Origin of the sequence: Atopobium minutum 10063974 (genome assembly GCF_000364325.1) — a bacterium.
Taxonomy (GTDB): Bacteria; Actinomycetota; Coriobacteriia; order Coriobacteriales; family Atopobiaceae; genus Atopobium; species Atopobium minutum.
Map to the genome: position 1 here is coordinate 471,562 of NZ_KB822533.1, position 17,662 is coordinate 489,223.

The 17,662-nt window shown below is 51.0% G+C and carries 16 protein-coding genes and 1 tRNA gene; 5 read left to right on the forward strand and 12 right to left on the reverse strand.

Annotated features, from left to right (window positions below; genetic code table 11):
* Positions 1-143 precede the first annotated feature (143 nt).
* Positions 144-1,415 (forward strand): ATP-binding protein, encoded by a 1,272-nt coding sequence (locus HMPREF1091_RS02300; protein WP_002563220.1) that lies wholly within the window; start codon positions 144-146, stop codon positions 1,413-1,415.
* 44 nt (positions 1,416-1,459) lie between these two features.
* Here the strand turns inward: HMPREF1091_RS02300 and HMPREF1091_RS02305 are convergent, their stop codons facing one another.
* Positions 1,460-2,941, reverse strand: a complete 1,482-nt coding sequence (locus tag HMPREF1091_RS02305; RefSeq protein WP_002563221.1) for a DUF1846 domain-containing protein — start codon at positions 2,939-2,941, stop codon at positions 1,460-1,462.
* A gap of 438 nt (positions 2,942-3,379) precedes the next feature.
* On the opposite strand from HMPREF1091_RS02305, the gene HMPREF1091_RS08605 reads away from it, so the two are divergent.
* The 3 genes from HMPREF1091_RS08605 to HMPREF1091_RS08395 all read left to right on the forward strand — a co-directional run bounded on the left by HMPREF1091_RS08605 (position 3,380) and on the right by HMPREF1091_RS08395 (position 4,915).
* Positions 3,380-3,565, forward strand: coding sequence for a pyridoxal-phosphate dependent enzyme (locus HMPREF1091_RS08605; protein WP_331270868.1), 186 nt, complete (start codon positions 3,380-3,382; stop codon positions 3,563-3,565).
* Positions 3,540-4,271, forward strand: a complete 732-nt coding sequence (gene cysK / locus HMPREF1091_RS02310) for a cysteine synthase A (protein WP_002563222.1) — start codon at positions 3,540-3,542, stop codon at positions 4,269-4,271. The genes HMPREF1091_RS08605 and cysK overlap by 26 nt, the downstream gene beginning before the upstream one ends.
* 353 nt (positions 4,272-4,624) lie before the next feature.
* Complete coding sequence (locus HMPREF1091_RS08395; RefSeq protein WP_002563224.1) at positions 4,625-4,915, forward strand: serine O-acetyltransferase; 291 nt, start codon at positions 4,625-4,627, stop codon at positions 4,913-4,915.
* A 99-nt stretch (positions 4,916-5,014) separates the two neighbouring features.
* Here the strand turns inward: HMPREF1091_RS08395 and gltA are convergent, their stop codons facing one another.
* From gltA to galE, 9 genes are all read right to left on the reverse strand, one after another.
* Positions 5,015-6,412: an NADPH-dependent glutamate synthase gene (gltA, locus tag HMPREF1091_RS02320; RefSeq protein WP_002563225.1), complete on the reverse strand. Its 1,398-nt coding sequence runs from the start codon at positions 6,410-6,412 to the stop codon at positions 5,015-5,017.
* Positions 6,400-7,242, reverse strand: coding sequence for a sulfide/dihydroorotate dehydrogenase-like FAD/NAD-binding protein (locus HMPREF1091_RS02325; RefSeq protein WP_002563226.1), 843 nt, complete (start codon positions 7,240-7,242; stop codon positions 6,400-6,402). Before HMPREF1091_RS02325 ends, gltA begins: the two co-directional genes overlap by 13 nt.
* A 177-nt stretch (positions 7,243-7,419) precedes the next feature.
* A complete protein-coding gene (gene pth, locus HMPREF1091_RS02330) occupies positions 7,420-8,004 on the reverse strand; it encodes an aminoacyl-tRNA hydrolase (protein ID WP_002563227.1) in 585 nt (194 codons plus the stop codon).
* A gap of 19 nt (positions 8,005-8,023) precedes the next feature.
* Positions 8,024-9,019, reverse strand: a complete 996-nt coding sequence (locus tag HMPREF1091_RS02335) for a ribose-phosphate diphosphokinase (protein WP_002563228.1) — start codon at positions 9,017-9,019, stop codon at positions 8,024-8,026.
* Complete coding sequence (gene glmU / locus HMPREF1091_RS02340) at positions 9,019-10,428, reverse strand: bifunctional UDP-N-acetylglucosamine diphosphorylase/glucosamine-1-phosphate N-acetyltransferase GlmU (protein WP_002563229.1); 1,410 nt, start codon at positions 10,426-10,428, stop codon at positions 9,019-9,021. Before glmU ends, HMPREF1091_RS02335 begins: the two co-directional genes overlap by 1 nt.
* 42 nt (positions 10,429-10,470) lie before the next feature.
* Positions 10,471-10,545: transfer RNA gene (locus HMPREF1091_RS02345), tRNA-Gln, on the reverse strand.
* Positions 10,546-10,590: 45 nt separating this feature from the next.
* Entirely contained in the window at positions 10,591-11,502 is a 912-nt protein-coding gene (locus HMPREF1091_RS02350; RefSeq protein ID WP_002563230.1) for a peptidoglycan-binding domain-containing protein, read from the reverse strand.
* A 41-nt stretch (positions 11,503-11,543) separates the two neighbouring features.
* Positions 11,544-12,683, reverse strand: coding sequence for a polyprenyl synthetase family protein (locus tag HMPREF1091_RS02355; RefSeq protein WP_002563231.1), 1,140 nt, complete (start codon positions 12,681-12,683; stop codon positions 11,544-11,546).
* A gap of 3 nt (positions 12,684-12,686) precedes the next feature.
* A complete protein-coding gene (gene galE / locus HMPREF1091_RS02360; RefSeq protein WP_002563232.1) occupies positions 12,687-13,742 on the reverse strand; it encodes a UDP-glucose 4-epimerase GalE in 1,056 nt (351 codons plus the stop codon).
* A 151-nt stretch (positions 13,743-13,893) separates the two neighbouring features.
* On the opposite strand from galE, the gene HMPREF1091_RS02365 reads away from it, so the two are divergent.
* Positions 13,894-14,922, forward strand: a complete 1,029-nt coding sequence (locus HMPREF1091_RS02365; RefSeq protein ID WP_002563233.1) for a 3-deoxy-7-phosphoheptulonate synthase — start codon at positions 13,894-13,896, stop codon at positions 14,920-14,922.
* A 57-nt stretch (positions 14,923-14,979) separates the two neighbouring features.
* Here the strand turns inward: HMPREF1091_RS02365 and HMPREF1091_RS02370 are convergent, their stop codons facing one another.
* Both HMPREF1091_RS02370 and HMPREF1091_RS02375 read right to left on the reverse strand, forming a co-directional pair.
* Positions 14,980-15,780, reverse strand: coding sequence for an energy-coupling factor transporter transmembrane component T family protein (locus tag HMPREF1091_RS02370; protein WP_002563234.1), 801 nt, complete (start codon positions 15,778-15,780; stop codon positions 14,980-14,982).
* Entirely contained in the window at positions 15,765-17,654 is a 1,890-nt protein-coding gene (locus HMPREF1091_RS02375; protein WP_002563235.1) for an ABC transporter ATP-binding protein, read from the reverse strand. Before HMPREF1091_RS02375 ends, HMPREF1091_RS02370 begins: the two co-directional genes overlap by 16 nt.
* Between the last annotated feature and the right edge of the window lie 8 nt (positions 17,655-17,662).

The following is a 17,662-nucleotide window of genomic DNA, read 5'->3' on the forward strand; positions in this document are numbered from 1 at the left end:
AAAACAGCGCCAAACTCCACAACAAAACAGCGCCAAACTCCACAACAAAACAGCGCCAAACTCCACAACAAAACAGCGCCAAACTCCACAACAAAATGACTGTATGCTATAATTACCTGCATAAATATAGCAGAGGAGCAATTATGAAGAAGTATATGCCACGCATTGCAGATGAAGTATTAACAAGGAGGCTTGAGGCGCGTGGTGCGGTGCTCATCCAAGGGCCAAAGTGGTGTGGTAAATCCACTACTGCAGAGCAGCTGGCACAAAGTACGATTTATATGCAAGATCCCTCGACACGTGAGCAAAATATGATGCTTGCAAAGGCTGATGCTTCTCGTTTCTTGTCAGGAAAAACTCCTAAACTTATTGATGAATGGCAGATTATACCTTTTATTTGGGATGCAATCCGTTTTGAGGTGGATAAGCGCGGTGAGTTTGGTCAATTCATTCTTACCGGGTCAGTTACCCCTCCAAGCTCAGAGGAAATAACTCACAGTGGCACAGGACGCATTTCTTGCATGACCATGCATACCATGTCTCTTTTTGAGTCTGGTGACTCTAGCGGAGAACTATCTTTGCAGCAGCTCTTTGAAGGCACAAATGAAATACAAGGTACCTCAAATAAAAACTTAGAAGACCTCGCTTTTCTTACCTGCCGAGGTGGGTGGCCTATGGCAATTGGGCAAAAGAGAAACGTAGCACTACAACAGGCAATTGATTACGTAGAGAGTTTGGTGCAAAGCGACTATTCCAAGGTTGATGGTATTTCTAGAGATCCACGTCGCATGATTCTAATCTTAAAGTCATACGCACGAAATCTCGGTACACAAGCAAATTACTCAACAATAAAGTCTGATATTGCTGCTAATGAAGAAAATTCAATTAACGAGAATACCATTGCTTCATATATTTCGGTTCTTATTAAGCTGTTTGTAACAGAAGATCTTTGTGCTTGGAATCCAAACATCAGATCAAAAACTGCTATTCGCACTTCAAACACTCGGCATTTTACAGATCCGTCTATTGCAGCAGCAGTGTTAGGTTTGGGACCTAATGATTTAATGAATGATCTCAAGACGTTTGGGTTCTTCTTTGAATCACTATGCGTAAGAGATTTACGCATATATGCCCAGCGCCTTAATGGCGAGGTGTATCACTATCGGGATAAAACTGGTCTCGAATCCGATGCTGTTGTTCATCTTCGTGATGGACGGTATGGCTTGGTAGAAGTGAAGCTTTTCTCGCAAGATCATATTGATGAAGCTGCAGCTAATCTGCTTAAGCTACAAAACAAGATTGATACTTCGCGCATGAAAAAAGCATCCTTCCTCATGGTGCTTACAGGCACACCGTATGCCTATAAACGCGAGGATGGAGTTATTGTCGCTCCACTTACTACCTTAGCCCCCTAGGTGCCAAACTCCACAACAAAACAGCGCCAAATGGTGGCACCGCTTTACTTGTGGTAGTAGGCACCACTCTCAAATCGAGGCTCGCAGCATACGTTAATGCCCAGTTGCCTATATACGCGCTCATCCGTAGCGGAGATAATGACAGAGAAGTATGCGTCACAGCCATACAGCTTGCTTGTGGCCTCAATAACGCGCTTAGCCTCTGTGTTGGTAGCAGAGCTAATGGAAAGCGCGATCAGCGTCTCATCCGAATGCAGACGAGGATTGTGACTATGCAGATGCTCCGTCTTAAGACGACCAATGGGCGCCAGTGCCTCATTGCTCACCACATAGGTGTCTTTATCTACCCCCGCAACACGCTTTAGGGCGTTGAGCAGCAAAGAAGATGCAGCACCCAGCAAAGAGGATGTCTTGCCCGTAACGACCGTGCCGTCTGGCAAAACCATAGCTCCAGCAGGTGCGCCTGTCTCGGTAGCTTTTTGTAAAGCCGCGCTGTGAGCAGGCGAGAAGTTCTCGTCTACGCCAACCTCTTTCATGAGCAAGCGAGCTTTGTCCAGCTGAGAAGTGCCAACACCGGTGCGCTCGATCTTCTCGGCACAATGGAAGTAACGGCGCACGATCTCATTTTTTGCAGCAACGCGGCAGATCTCGTCATCACTGATGCAGTAGCCCACCATGTTTACGCCCATGTCCGTGGGGGAGGAATAGGGGCAGGTGCCCAAAATGCGCTCCATAATGGTCTTGAGCACGGGGAACGTTTCTACGTCGCGGTTGTAGTTAACCGTGACTTCACCATGCGCTTCCAGATGGAAGGGGTCAATAATATTGTTGTCACCCAAGTCCAGTGTGGCGGCCTCGTAGGCGATATTAACGGGATGCGCCAAAGGCAGGTTCCAAACAGGGAAGGTTTCAAACTTGGCATAGCCTGCGTTGGTTCCATGTTTGTGCTCGTTATACAGCTGAGAAAGGCAAACAGCTAGCTTGCCAGAACCAGGGCCAGGAGCCGTTACCACCACAAGCGGGTGTGTGGTCTTTGCAAACTCGTCCTTACCAAAGCCCTCATCGCTGGCGATAAGATCTACATTGGAGGGATACTCAGGGATGGGGTAGTGCCTGTAAACTGCAATACCCATATTTTTCAGCATGGCCTTGTATTGCTCAGCTTTTTGCTGACCGCTCCACTGTGTGATAACAACACCACCAATGGCCAAGCCCATGGTACGAAAGACGTCCATCAGACGCAAAACGTCCTCTGCATAGGTTATGCCAATGTCACTACGACGTTTGCCATGCTCGATATCATTAGCGTTAATGGCAAATAATACCTCGGCCTCATTGGCTAAGGTAGCCAACATGCGTGCCTTAGAATCAGGAGCAAAGCCGGGCAATACGCGTGAAGCATGATAGTCATCAAGCAGCTTGCCACCAAACTCTAAGTACAACTTACCGCCAAAATGTGCAATACGATTTCTAATACGTTCCGCCTGCATTGATAGATACTGGTTGTTATCAAAACCAAGCTGCATACATGCCTCCGATAGCAATTTTGCTCACACCGCGCTTTTACATACGCTAAAAAGTCTCTCACACTGACACGAGGAATGAGTGCTCGCAATACAATCTCATCCAAAAATTCGATTATAAAATCAATGTGAGGAAGCAGCGGACAGCATGAGCCGTGGCAGAAGACAGCATGGGCTGTGGCAGCGGACAGCATGAGCCATGGCGGTAACAGCCAGCATGGGTCGCTGCGTCAAACAGTAGGAACTGCAGCAGTAAACAAAACCTTATTTTTAAATGAGCTTTCCTACATTTTTTAAATCATAGCAATAAGGTGGGAATAAAAGTGGCATACTAAAACTGCAAGCGCACGCGAAAGGTACACGCACAAGCGCGTTATCCTTGCAACCAGTCGGGGTTGGAGAGCCCCATAGGAAGGAACAATTATAAAGATTGCTCAGCATATTGAGGGTCTTGTCGGCAAGACCCCTCTCGTAGATCTCTCTGCTTTTGGTTCTGATACCACTTACATTTTTGCAAAATACGAAGCAACAAATCCCGGAGGCTCCGTCAAGGATCGTGTAGCTCAGTCTATGGTTGACGCTGCCGAGAAGGACGATTCTCTTGTGGCGGGGGGGCACTATCATTGAGCCAACATCGGGCAATACCGGCGTTGGTTTGGCAATGATTGCAGCAGCTCGTGGGTATCACATGGTTTTGGTAATGCCAGAAACCATGTCCGTTGAGCGTCGTAAGCTTGCTGCATCCTACGGCGCACAGATTGTGCTCACCCCCGGTAGCGAGGGGATGAAGGGATCCATTGCAAAGGCTCATGAGCTGCAACAGGCTACGCCCAATTCGGTGGTGCTTGGTCAGTTTGATAACCCCGCAAATCCTCGTGCACATTACCTTACCACTGGCCCAGAAATTTGGTCTGATACTGAGGGCAGTGTAGATGTACTGGTAGCCGGCGTTGGTACCGGTGGAACTATTTCTGGTACCGCTCAGTACCTCAAGGAGCTCAAACCGCAGCTGCTTGCCGTTGCCGTGGAGCCTGCAGAATCTCCCGTGCTGTCTGGTGGTAAGCCGGGCCCTCATAAGATCCAAGGTATTGGTGCCGGCTTTGTTCCTCAAAACTATAATGCTCGTCTGGTCGATGAGGTTCTTACGGTGACCTCAGCTGATGCCATCGCAAGCAAAAAATCTTTGGCAGAGGCGGGACTTTTGGTGGGCATCTCCTCCGGAGCAGCCGTTGCGGCAGCAATAAGGCTCTCTTTGCGACCAGAGCTTGCGGGCAAAACTATTGTGACGATACTTCCAGATACGGGTGAGCGCTACCTGTCCATGGAACTCTAAGAGGCTGCCATGGCCTTGTTATTTAGGAGTTTCTCGTCTTCTGCTGAGGCCGAGAAACCTATGACCTCCACAGCTTTTACTCAAGACAATGTGTCTGCAATGCCCTCGACGCTACAACTTATCAGGGAGGATCTTAATGTTTTTTTAGCATATGATCCTTCTACAAGTTCTAAGCTTGAAAGCCTTGGTATTCTCTACAGGCTTTAGAGCGGTACTGGGGCATAGAGTTGAATATGCGTTATGGCAAAACGGGCATACGGTGCTTGCTCGTATGCTTGCAAAACACACCCGCAGAAAAACAGGAATAGAAATCCATCCTGCCGCGCAATTTGGTAGACGTGTCATTATTGATCATGGCATGGGGGGTTGTTATTGGCTCAACGGTTATTGTTGGTGATGACGTTTTGATCTACCAGGGTGTAACGCTTGGCGCAAGCGATCCTCATCAAGATGGACGCCGCCATCCAAAGCTGGGAAATGGGGTGTTGGTGGGCGCTAATGCGGTTGTACTTGGTGGGATTGAAGTAGGCGACAATGTCAAAATTGGGGCTGGTGCCGTTGTGGTTAAAGATGTGCCTGCAGGGCTTACTGTAGTGGGAGTGCCTGTCCACAAATCACAGCTGCGTGATGTTGTAGAGCAATAGGACAAAATTAAATCAAAAAGAGAGACTTGGCAGGCAACCAAGTCTCTCTTACCGATATGCTACGAAGTGTAGGTCGTATCGTGTTATAAAGCGTGGGTCTTACGCAAGTGCTTTGGTAATGGCAGCAGCCGCAGTTTTGCCTGCGCCCATTGCCAAAATAACCGTTGCGGCACCTGTTACAATGTCGCCGCCAGCCCAAATGCGCTTATCGGAAGTCTGGCCATCTTCATCAGCCTCAATGTAGCCCCACTTGTTTAGTTTCATGTCTCCAATCATGGGGGCAAAGGGGTTGGCATTGGTGCCAATAGCAGAAATGGCTACATCACAAGGGATTTCCTCGATTGCACCCTCAATGGGTACCGGGCGCCTACGGCCATCTGCATCGGGCTCGCCCAGCTCCATTTTCTGCACGCGTACCGCGGCTACAGCGCCATCCTCGCCAGCAACAAACTCCAGGGGAGAAACAAGAGGCATGACCTCCACGCCCTCTGCCTTTGCATGATGCAATTCCGCCTTACGAGCAGGCATTTCTTCCTCGGTACGACGATACGCAATGATGGCATGTTCTGCACCTAAGCGCTTAGCGGTGCGAACAGCATCCATAGCTACATTGCCGCCACCAAATACCACAACATTCTTACCATGCTTGGTGGGCGTATCATACTCGGGGAATTGGTTGGCCTTCATCAGATTAACGCGGGTGAGGTACTCATTGGCAAAGAATACATTGGGTAGGTTTTCACCAGGGACATTAAGGAACTTAGGCAGGCCTGCGCCCGTTGCTACGTAAATAGCATCAAAGCCCTTCTCAAACAGCTCAGACGCATCGGTAATGCGGCCTACTACGGCGTTGTACTCAAACTTAACGCCCAGCTGTGCCAAAGAGTCAATTTCACGCTTTACAACGGCCTTGGGCAGACGGAACTCAGGAATGCCATAGACCAAAACGCCACCACCGGTAAAGAATGCCTCATAAACGGTAACGTCAAAGCCATTGCGGGCAAGTTCACCTGCGCAAGTGATGCCAGAAGGGCCAGATCCTACGACGGCAACTTTCTTGCCATTAGCAGGGGCAATGGCAGGCTCAGAAGCAAGCTCTGGCTGATCGCCAATAAAGCGCTCCAGCTGACCGATGGCAACGGGATCGCCTCTACGGCCAAGGATGCATTTGCCCTCACATTGGTTTTCTTGAGGGCATACACGGCCGCAAATTGCGGGCAGCATAGAGTCCTCGTGGATGATGTCAAGAGCGCCGCCAAAGTCTTCCTCGCGGATTTTCTCGATAAAACGAGGGATCTGAATGTTTACCGGGCAGCCATCCACGCAGAGGGGCTTTTTGCAGTTAAGGCAACGGTTTGCCTCGGTGATCGCCATCTCGGGGGTATAGCCCTTATCAACAGGACGAAAATCCTTTGCGCGCTCGGCAGCGGGTTCTTCATTATCAGGCGTACGGGGCGCCTTAGCATTGGGTACGTACCTTCCATTTACCTGTGGCATGCGCACGTCGCCTCCTCGTAAGCTTTGAGTGATTGACCTTCCTCGGTAAGGTAGGATGCCTGACGCATGCGCAAGTCATCCCAGTTAACCTTGGTTGCATCAAAGTCGGGGCCGTCAACGCAAGCAAACTTGGTCTCGCCGCCAATTTCTACACGGCAGCAACCGCACATACCGGTGCCGTCAACCATAATGGGGTTGAGAGAAGCGGTAATGGGGGTATTGTACTTCTGCGCGGTAAGCGTAGAGAACTTCATCATAGGCACAGGACCAACGCAAAATACCTGGTCAATTGCGCCTTCCTGGAGCAAACGCTCCAAAGGTGCTGTTACCACGCCCTGCTCGCCATAGGATCCATCATCAGTGGTGATGTGAACATGATCTGCATCTAAAATCTCACGGAACTGGTCTTCTAACAGCAGAAGACCCTTGGTGCGAGCGCCCATAATAGCGTGGACTTCATTGCCAGCAGCAGCCAAAGAACGAGCTACAGGGTAGGCAATTGCCAAACCCACGCCGCCGCCAATAACGGCATAACGACCCTTGCCCATCTCGGTAGGCATTCCCAAAGGTCCCGTTACATCCTGCAGCACATCGCCCGGTTCATAGGTGGATAGAAGGCGCGTGGTCTTGCCAATCACCATAAAGATGAATTCAACCCAGCCTTCTTCGTCACTCCAGTCTGCGAAGGTAAAGGGCACGCGCTCGCCCATTTCATTTGCACGAACCATCAAGAATTGACCAGCATGTGCATGCTTTGCCATCTCGGGTGCCTCGATGCGAAACTTGAATACCTTCTCAGAGAACTGCGTCTTTTCGAGGATTTTATACATTAACCGTACTCCTCTCCGCTTTCTCCATACGGCGTGATACACCCTCTCCTTAAGAGCGCATCATTTTTCCTTCCAAGCTGTGTACTTATGCATAAAAGCACATGCACAGCTCCGTATATTTTATACCAGAGTATGTGACTAGGTATATTAAATTGCGTAGATATATATAATCAGCTTTTAGAGCAGGGTTTGTATACCGGCAGAAATACACGTTTGACAGAGGTCTGCACCTGCCTGTGCATTAAACATAAACTCCTTGCGCGCGGCACCCTTAAGCTCACGCAAGACATAGCTTGCTACATCCATCTTTCCGGGCGGGCGACCAATCCCCATGCGCATCCGAGCAAACTCTTTGGTTGTAAGTTTGTCCGCGATAGAGCGCAAACCGTTGTGCGCATTAAGCCCGCCTCCAAACTTTATGCGATTTTGACCTGCGGGCAAATCTACCTCATCATGGATAACTAAAATTTCCGCAGGGGTAATCTTATGAGCGCGCGCCACCTTAGAAAGCGGACCGCCACTTGTATTCATATAGCTTTGTGGCTTAACGAGAAGAACGGGTCTGTTGGCAATGGTAAGCTCTGCAACGTGTGCGCCCGCTTCGTTCTTCCAATAGTGCACGTTGTATGCCTGGGCAAGAGCATCTACTACGGCAAATCCAATGTTGTGATAGGTAAACGCGTACTGCGGCTCGGGATTGCCCAAGCCGCAGATAAGCCGAATCTCTTTTGTGTTTACGCGAGACTTGTTTGAAGCAGACATATGCAAAACAGGCAGTGTCTTACATCTCGGAATTGCCGCCGTGCACGCCACTGACGGTTTTATCGGCGTATACGGCGTAAATAGCATCTGCTAGCTCTTGTGCTACAGAAATGGATTTAATCTTGGAGCCCTCTGTATTGGCAATAGCGCAGGGGATAGCATCGGTTACTACGCACTCCTCAATGGGAGCCGTCTCCAAGCGCTCAATAGCAGCGCCGGAGAAGATGCCGTGGGTTGCGCAGACATAGATGTCACCCGCGCCCATTTCTTTAAGCTTGCCAATAGAGCCACACAGAGTGCCTGCGGTGTCGATCATATCGTCATTGATGATGCAGGTCTTGCCCTTAATATTGCCGATAATACCCATGACCTCTGCAGCATTGTGCTTGGGACGGCTTTTGTGAGCAATGGCAACCTCACAGCCCAAATAATCGGACAGCCTCTTAGCTACCTTTGCGCGGCCCATGTCAGGAGACACAACAACCGTGTTGTTCATGTCAAAGCCCTTGGTCTTAAAGTAGTCACCAAAGCGATAAAGTGCAGTAAGATGGGTTACCGGGATGTCAAAGAAGCCTTGAATCTGACCGGAGTGCAGATCGAGGGTAATAATGCGATCAATGCTGGCAGCTTCAAGCAGGTTTGCAACAAGACGGGCGGTAATGGGCTCGCGGCTGGCAGCCTTACGATCCTGACGAGCATAACCATAGTGGGGAATAACAGCCGTAAAGTTGCTGGCGGATGCGCGGTGCGCAGCGTCGGCAACAATAAGGGTTTCCATGAGCAGGTCATTGACGTTAGCACCTGCAATGGATTGTACGAAAAATACCTCACTGCCACGAACGGTCTCTTCAAAACGGGCGTAGATCTCGCCGTTAGAGAACTTCTCTATTTTAAGACCAGACAGCTCAAGGTGTAGAACATTTGCAATGCGCTGAGCAAGCAGTGGATTGCCGGTACCAGTGTAGAGCCTGATTTGTTTCTCTACGTTAAGGGGCTGGCACAGAGTTTCGTACATTACTTGTCGCCTTTCTCGAGTCGTTGCTGCCTTGCGGCTGCGTAGCCTTCCTTTATGACCTCACGGGAGCGCTCAATACCAAGCGCGCCGGCGGGGACGTCCTCATAAATGCAAGAACTTGCTCCGGTAATGGCGCCTTCTCCAATAGTTACGGGAGCTACCATCATAGTATCCGAGCCTATGAAGGCATTGTCACCAATTATGGTCTTATTTTTGTGAACGCCATCATAATTGCAGGTAATGGAACCGCCGCCAATATTGACGCCGCTGCCCATAGTAGTGTCCCCAATGTAGGACAGATGAGGTACCTTGGAGCCATTGCCCACGGTGGAGTTTTTAAGCTCAACATGGGTACCGGCTTTGGCACCATCCATAAGATGAGTACCACCACGCAGATATGCGCGCGGCCCGCAGCTCACATTGTTGTCAATGGTGGAATCTACAATAATGCTCTCATCTACCAAGCAGTTATCGCCTACGCTTGCGTTGGTAAGGCGTGTATTGGGGCCGAGGGTGCAGTTAGTGCCAATGCTCGTACGACCAAACAACAGGGTGTTGGGCAAGATCTCCGTGTCTTGTCCAATGTGTACCTCAGGTCCAATCCATACACTGGTAGGATCAAGCATGGTAACGCCTTGTTCCATGTGCCGATGGTTGATGCGCTGCTGCATAATGTTAGTGGCCTGGGCAAGTTGTACACGAGAATTAACGCCCAAAAGCTCACGGTAGTCTTCACAATGCACGGCAGAAACCGCGAGGTGGCGACTATTGAGCCAGGCAACCATATCGGTCAGATAATATTCACCTTGAGCGTTATTGTTGGATAGTTTTGTAAGGCCTTCCGCAAGGGCATTGCCCTCAAAGCAGTAGATACCAGAGTTGCATTCACGCAGCTCTTCTCGTTGTTCTGGGGTGCAGTCCTTATGCTCGATAATGGCTTTAACCTGTCCGTCTTCTGTATAGATGCGGCCATAACCCTCAGGATTGGGAGGGGTCATAGTAAGTACGGTACAGCCGTCATAGCGCTCAGTGGACTGAGCAGCAAGCCAAGAAATAGTTTCTGGACGTACGAGGGGTGTATCTCCGTACAAAACAACAAAACGGCCATGGGCGGCAAAGGCATTGCGGTTGGGATACAAGGCTTCAAAGACGCAGCGTACGGCATGACCGGTTCCGAGCTGTTGGGGTTGCTCGACAAACTCGACGTCATCAAAGTTACTCAGATAGTCGCGCACCTCTTGTCCGCCATGTCCCACCACCACAATAATGCGGTCGCAGCCAGCACGACGTGCGGCATCAACAGCCCAGCCTACAAGGGGACGATCAAGCAATGTGTGCATAACTTTAGGATGACGGGACTTCATGCGCGTACCCTCGCCTGCTGCGAGGACTATCGCGGTGAGTGGCATTACTATGCCTCCAAGGAAAAGATTAAGCCGTCAAAATGCGACTGGCTGGGGCAGAGGGAGTCGAACCCCCATTACAGGCACCAAAAACCCGTGTCTTAACCATTGGACGATGCCCCAGTGCGCGTTACTAGTGTATACGACAAGTAGTGTTTTTTGCTACTACTAATTTGAAAATGCTTCGCAAATCGCATCAAGTAACATAACTGCCAACGTTTGCGCGTCAGAAGCGGAGAACGTTCCGTCATATTCCGCGCCAATGGGAAGCTCAAGGCGCACTAGAGGGTGAGCCAAGCGAGAGCTTTCACAAGCGGTGCGAATGCGACGGGGGAGCGTTTCTAAGTCATCTACTTCTACGTTGGGAATGTTGGTATTGTACGGAAGCATGCTGGGCGAGAGCAAAAAGACCGTCTTGCTGAGCTTGGTATGCTCATCCACAGAATCGATAAGCTCAATATCTGCGTCGGTTACGGTTGCCTGAGCAAGGTTCCACAGGCGGCCGGCAACGTTGCGTGAGATGGGATCTGCTGCGCTAAAGGCCAGGTGTGCGTGCTCCAGCACAGATGCAGCGCGCGCAAAGCTCATGCCTATCTGAGGATGAGGGCCTGTGGCAGGTTTGCCATTCCATACATGGTGCAGGCGCATGATGGCGTCAAAGGTATCCGAGAAGGCCATACCATCGGCGAGAAGCCCAACGTTTTCCTGAAATTGTTTGACCGCAGCTTCTGTATGTACGCCGTAATAGCCATCGGGTTGACCGCAGGAAAATCCTAAAACGTTAAGGCGCTCTTGCAGGATTTTAATGTCACGTCCGTGGAAATTGGGAAGGCGCAAATACAGGGTGCGCTCACCAAACTCCCAGCTCTCATCTACCAGTTTTGCCCAGCACGCTGCATCCACCTCACTGGAGAGCGACAGCTCATGATCCAGCCTAAAACGAGTGACTGCCGTGGCGGTTGAACTGCCAAACGTTGCATTGCGGCGCTCGGCATCGTTGATGCTGTAGCCAAGATTAACCAGGCGCTCCTGGATATCTTCCACGGCAACTCCGCTCATGCCCTCACGAATGGGATCCATCTATCCTCCTCATGTACCCGACAACGGTGCCCTCAAAGCACCTAGCCCAGGCGTTCAATAAAATAGTCTGCCATAGAGTATAAAATTTGCTGTGCATCGGTGGCTAGTTGAGCGCCATCCAGAGCAGCCTTTGCCTCAGCTACCAGCGTGCGTGCATAGGATTGCACATAGGCAATGCTGCCTGCTTGTTCCATAAGCTCCACGGCATGTGCAAGCTGGGTTTGATCAGTGGTTTTGCTGCAGAGAAGTGCTATGAGCTTTGCGCGGGGTTTCTCGCCAAGCTGAGAAAGCGCATGCACTACACACAGTGTACGCTTGCCTTCCGTGATGTCACTGCGCCAATCTTTGCCCTGATCGGCAGCGTTTCCTATCAGATTGAGAAGATCATCTTGCAGTTGGAAGGCAAGACCCGCCTTCATGCCAAACGTGTTGAGCGTATGGAGTTGTGCATGAGTTGCCTTACTCGTGCACAGCGCACCTGCAACTAAAGGAATTGCTGCAGAATAGTAGGCTGTTTTGTGGGCAGCCATATACAGGTAGTCAGCTTCAGCGATATCCCAGCGATCATCATGCGTCCAGCCCAGATCCAGCGCCTGGCCTTCTAGGGTGTGTTCCTGCATTTGGCAGAGAAGGTCGATGAGCTGCACCTTTATAGAGTCAGACAGCTGTGTGCTACGCACGATGCGTGCAGTTACGTTAACCAAGGCGAGGTCACCAATGTTGATGGCACCACCGATACCTTGCGTGAGATGCACACAAGGCTTTCCGCGGCGTAGTTGGCTTTGATCTGCGATGTCATCGTGAATAAGCGCTGCACTTTGGAAGTCTTCAATGGCTGCAGCAACGCTGAGCGCATCTTTTTCATTTCCGCCAACAGCAAGAGCGCCTAACAAACACAGCGCCGGACGAGTTCGCTTGCCGCCTTGGGCTGTAAATGCCTGGAGTGGGGCGTACAAGAAGCTGTCCAAATCGTTTGCGGGACTGGTCTGCTGGGCAGAAGAAACCCGCGGTGCGCTAGTCTGCAAATAGGCATCAATGTGCATGCGTGTATCGGCAAGGTAGTGTGCAAAAGCGCTGCCTTTGTCTGATGCAGGCGTGGATGCAGGCGTAGGCTCAGGCACATGCGCGGTTGCAGGCGTATGTGGAGTTGCAGGTTCGGGCGTGCTTGAAGACGTGGTCATGAACTAGCCCTCATAGCCATTGGGGTTATGAGACTGCCAATTCCAGGAGTCACGGCACATGTCGTCCAAATCATACTGTGCCTCCCAGCCCATGAGCTGCTTAGCTTTGATGCAGTTGGCATAGTTGGCGGTAACATCTCCAGCACGGCGCGGCTCAATGACATACGGCAACTCTTTGCCGCAGGCTGCCGAGAAGGACTTGATAACGTCCAAAACAGAGCTTCCCTTGCCTGTACCCAGATTGAAGATCTCAACGCCGGTGCGACTTTCCATCCACGCAAGTGCTGCTGCATGACCGCTTGCCAGGTCACAAACATGGATGTAGTCACGTACACCGGTGCCGTCATGCGTGTCATAGTCATTGCCATATACGTGAACGGCCTCGCGTTTGCCTACGGCTACCTGAGCAACATAGGGCACAAGGTTGTTGGGAATACCCTTGGGATCCTCACCCATAAGTCCTGAAGGGTGAGCGCCGATGGGGTTAAAGTAGCGCAGTAACACTACATTCCACTCGGGGTCAGCGGTGTGTAGGTCGGTTAAAATCTGTTCAATCATCCACTTGGTCCAACCGTATGGGTTGGTAGCGTTTTTCTTGGGGCTGGCCTCGGTAAGAGGCAGCGCATCGGGATCGCCATATACCGTGGCAGAGCTGGAGAAGATAATAGACTTGCAACCATGCTCACGCATGACATCTACCAGCGTTAACGTGGATGTGAGGTTGTTGGTATAGTATTCAATGGGTTTAACCACAGACTCACCAACCGCTTTGTACCCGGCAAAGTGAATAACAGAACTGATGGTATTGTCGTCAAAAATGCTGCTGAGCGCTTCTCGGTCACATACGTTTGCATGATAGAACGAGAGTTTCTTGGCCGCTTGCTCGCCTACGATAGCATCAATGCGGTCCAAGACTTTCTCACTTGCATTGGATAGGTCATCTATAACCACAACGTTGTAGCCACTTTTAAGCAGCTCAACGACGGTGTGACTGCCGATAAAACCCGCACCACCGGTTACGAGTATGCAGGGCTTGTGTGCGGTCGTTGCAGTATCCATGTTTCCTCCGAGCCTCGCGGAAGCCAGGTGGGCAACCGCAAACTGTTAACGTTTCTTTGCAAGTATAAGCGAGCTACATGAATTGCATGTGCATAGACAAAACAAGGTGCTAACATGCATCCATTACATACAAACGATAGCGAGGTATAACATGGCGTTTGACTTCATGCGCAGGCTGCCTATCCCACAAGAAATCCGCGAGATGATGCCCTTGTCGGCAGATGCCAAGCAGCGCAAGCTGGTATTTGATGAGGCAGTGGCCAACGTGTTGCGCGGTAAAGATACACGCAAGTTGCTTATTATTGGTCCGTGTTCAGCTGACCGCGAGGACGCCGTTTTGGATTATATGCTGCGTCTAGCTGCGGTTTCCGAGCAGGTTGCCGATAAGCTCATTCTCATTCCGCGCGTGTATACCAACAAGCCTCGCACCAAGGGCACCGGTTATAAGGGCTTGCTGCACAATCCTAATCCGCAAGCGGGGGATGATTTGTTGGAGGGCGTGAAGGCCATTCGTCGCATGCACCTGCGCGTGATCGAAGAGACGGGCATGTACACGGCGGACGAGATGCTCTATCCCGCTAATTATCAGTTTCTCAAGGATCTGCTGGCGTACAGCGCGGTGGGCGCGCGTTCTGTAGAAAATCAGGAGCATCGTTTGGTTGCTAGCGGCATTCCTGGTCCTGTGGGCATGAAAAACCCCACGGGCGGCAGTTTGGATGTGATGCTTAACTCCATTTATGCAGCTCAGCAGTCACAGACCTTCATTTATCGTAACTGGGAAGTCAAGACGAGCGGTAACGACTTGGCTCATGCCATCTTGCGTGGCTATGTTGGTTCCGATGGACGTACCCATGCAAATTACCACTACGAGCATCTTGAGCGCTTGGCCGATTGTTACACCCCCGATATGTATGCCAATCCTGCAGTTATTATCGACTGTAATCATGACAACTCGGGTAAGCGTCCGCACGAGCAGGTGCGTATTTGCAATGAGGTGTTGGACAGCATGGAGCGCTCCCGTAAGGTTTCGGGGCTGTTTTGTGGCTTCATGGTGGAGAGCTATTTGGAGGATGGTAACCAGCCTGTTAATGGGGGCGTGTATGGCAAGTCCATTACCGATGCCTGCCTTGGCTGGGATGCGTCCGAGCGCTTGATTTTCTCGATGGCCGAGCGTCTTTAGCACGCATGGTTGGTGAGCTGCTGGCACATGGATAGCGCGTGCAGCTAAAACCCGCAGCTAAACAAAGGCAAGGATTCCTAACATAAAGCAATACAAAAGCGTGATGCCGCAGGCAAGGGCGTCACGTTTTTTGTAGCGTAGGGGATGCCAGTGAGAACGGGTGGATCCACCCTCATAGCAGCGTGCATCCAGTGAACGTGCCAGCCCGTTGGCATGACGCAAGGAGCTTGCAAGCAGCGCAATGATGACAGGAATAAGAGATTTGATACGGGTGTGTACGTGTCCCTTATGTATGCTGGCGCCGCGGATGGTCTGCGCGTCCATGATGGAGCTGGCTTCTTCTGCAAGCAGGGGGATAAAGCGCAACATGAGCGAGAAAACCATCGCAAGTTCATGTGCAGGAAGGCCCAGCTTGTTTAAGGGTGAAAGCAGAGCATCAAAAGCGTCGGTAAGCTGAGTGGGCGTGGTGGTAAGAAGCAAGATTGCTGCAGCTACAATGGCAACAATCATGCGCAAAGAATACAGCAGCGCCACACGGATGCCCTCATCGGTAATGTTGAGCACGCCCCAGCTAATAAGGGTTTCTCCACGGTGCACCATAAGCATGTTAATGAGACCGAGGGCAAAAAGCATGGCGATAAGAGGCTTTATTGAGTCAAGCAGCTTGCCGGCAGGAAGGCGTGTAGCACGGCTGAGCGCCACGATGTAAAGCAGGCCAAATACAAGCTGAATAGGCGTTTGAATAAAAAAGGCGGAGATCATAAGTACCAGCGCTGCCAAAATTTTTGTACGTGGATCAAGCTTGTGGATGGCAGAAGTACCAGCGAGATATTGACCAATGTTTAAGCGAAAGGCCATGGGTTTCTCACCGCCCTTGTATGAACAGCTGCAGAAGCTGTGTCAGGAATAGCAGGTGAGAGTAGGTGTATCAAGGTTTGTATGAGCTCATTCATGGTGAGCGGCTGGCCAAGGCTGAGATGAGGAACTTCTGCTTCAAGCGCGTTCGCAAAAATAAGCGGATACGGCAAGTCAAGTCCCGCTGCGCGCAGGCACGCACGATTATGCGGCTGATAGATCTCGCGCGGTGTTGCACACATCAGGATGCGCGACTGATCCAACACAATAAGCCTATCGCTTGTAGCAGCGTCTTCCATGGAGTGAGTGATTTGCACAACGGTAGTACCGCGCTGATTGATATGTACCAGCAGTCTGTGAAGGGTTTCTCGGCCAGCAGGGTCAAGGCCTGCAGTGGGCTCATCCAGCAACAAAATTTTTGGCTGCATGGCCAAAATTCCCGCAATGACACACAGGCGCGCTTGACCACCAGACAGCTCAAAGGGGGAAGCGTCTTGTTTGTGGAGCAGCCCAACTTCTTGGAGTGCTTGCCGTGCCTTTTTGTTGGCTTCTTGTGTCGAGAAGCCCAAGTTCTTGGGGCCGTATGCCACGTCTTCCAACACTGTTTGAGCAAAAAGTTGTCGTTCCGGATGCTGCATAACGTAGCCTACCTGGCCATGCAGTTTGTGTCGATCTCGCTTGTTGGTCAGGTTAAGCGGGCCAACAAACAGCTCGCCCGAATCTGGATGTTCGAGACCACAGATGAGGCGAGCGAGAGTGGATTTACCAGAGCCAGTTTGGCCAATGATTGAAGTATATGCTCCTTGGGGGATCGTAAAACTTACCTCATTAAGCGCAACGGAATCGCTGTGTGAGCTGCTTTTTGCGTAGGAATAGCTGAGCTTGCGTGCTTGGACGGCTGGGACGTCAGACGTAGTGGGAGTAACGGGTGTGCCGGACGCAGTGGGTGCACCGGACGCCGTGGGTGTGTTGGATGCGCCACTACGACTACGGTCTGTTGTGCTGACGGATTGCAGCTGCAAGGCAAGCTGTTGGCAGAGGTTTTTCTCGTCACAGGTCCAAGAGACAGGCACGCCTTCCTGTACAAGCTTGGCAGAAAGCTGGGCGATAAAGGGCTCCTCTAACTCGAGCTGCGCCAGCTGATCTACCTGAGAAAAGACTACTTGTGGCGTGCCATCCAGCACGATCTTGCCTTTGGAAAGTACGAGAACGCGGCTTGCTTTGAGCGCTTCTTCCATGAAATGAGTGACGTGCACAATGGTGGTGCCCTGTGCGCTGAGCGCATTCATAACGTGCATAATGCCACGTCGGCCGCGCACATCAAGCAAGGCTCCTGGTTCATCCAGTACCAAAAGTTTTGGTTCCATGGCAAGCGCACCTGCAATGGCAACACGCTGCTTTTGTCCGCCAGAAAGATGTGAAGGATTTGCTTTGGCATAGGCATCTAAGGCAACACGATGAAGCTCGCGTGTAACACGCTGTGTGATCTCTTGCGGATCTACGCCAAGATTTTCTGGGCCAAACGCAATATCGTCCTCCACGATGGAAGTAACAATCTGATCATCCGGATTTTGAAACACCAGGCCCAGCCAGCGACGAGCCTTCCTATAGGCTGCAAAGTTAGTAGAGCCTTTTGTGCATACTGCCTGGTCTATAAGCGTAACGCTGCCTTCATCTGGTGCAAGCAGACCACAAAGCACAGAGGCGAGACTCGATTTGCCAGAACCATTTGCGCCTAGAACACAAATGCGCTCGCCTGGGTTTATCGACAGATTTATGGCATCAAGAGCCGTCTGATTCTTGTACCGTAGGCTTACCTCGCTCAGATGTGCAATAGGTTTATTTGATAAGGTGTATGAGCTGTGCGCGTTTGACATGCGTAGTG

Coding starts and splice junctions, on each gene's coding strand:
- HMPREF1091_RS02300 (WP_002563220.1), top strand. CDS start 144: ATGAAGAAGTATATGCCACGCATTGCAGATGAAGTATTAACAAGGAGG.
- HMPREF1091_RS02305 (WP_002563221.1), bottom strand. CDS start 2,941: ATGCAGCTTGGTTTTGATAACAACCAGTATCTATCAATGCAGGCGGAA.
- HMPREF1091_RS08395 (WP_002563224.1), top strand. CDS start 4,625: ATGGCATGGGGGGTTGTTATTGGCTCAACGGTTATTGTTGGTGATGAC.
- gltA (WP_002563225.1), bottom strand. CDS start 6,412: ATGCCACAGGTAAATGGAAGGTACGTACCCAATGCTAAGGCGCCCCGT.
- HMPREF1091_RS02325 (WP_002563226.1), bottom strand. CDS start 7,242: ATGTATAAAATCCTCGAAAAGACGCAGTTCTCTGAGAAGGTATTCAAG.
- pth (WP_002563227.1), bottom strand. CDS start 8,004: ATGTCTGCTTCAAACAAGTCTCGCGTAAACACAAAAGAGATTCGGCTT.
- HMPREF1091_RS02335 (WP_002563228.1), bottom strand. CDS start 9,019: ATGTACGAAACTCTGTGCCAGCCCCTTAACGTAGAGAAACAAATCAGG.
- glmU (WP_002563229.1), bottom strand. CDS start 10,428: ATGCCACTCACCGCGATAGTCCTCGCAGCAGGCGAGGGTACGCGCATG.
- HMPREF1091_RS02350 (WP_002563230.1), bottom strand. CDS start 11,502: ATGGATCCCATTCGTGAGGGCATGAGCGGAGTTGCCGTGGAAGATATC.
- HMPREF1091_RS02355 (WP_002563231.1), bottom strand. CDS start 12,683: ATGACCACGTCTTCAAGCACGCCCGAACCTGCAACTCCACATACGCCT.
- galE (WP_002563232.1), bottom strand. CDS start 13,742: ATGGATACTGCAACGACCGCACACAAGCCCTGCATACTCGTAACCGGT.
- HMPREF1091_RS02365 (WP_002563233.1), top strand. CDS start 13,894: ATGGCGTTTGACTTCATGCGCAGGCTGCCTATCCCACAAGAAATCCGC.
- HMPREF1091_RS02370 (WP_002563234.1), bottom strand. CDS start 15,780: ATGGCCTTTCGCTTAAACATTGGTCAATATCTCGCTGGTACTTCTGCC.
- HMPREF1091_RS02375 (WP_002563235.1), bottom strand. CDS start 17,654: ATGTCAAACGCGCACAGCTCATACACCTTATCAAATAAACCTATTGCA.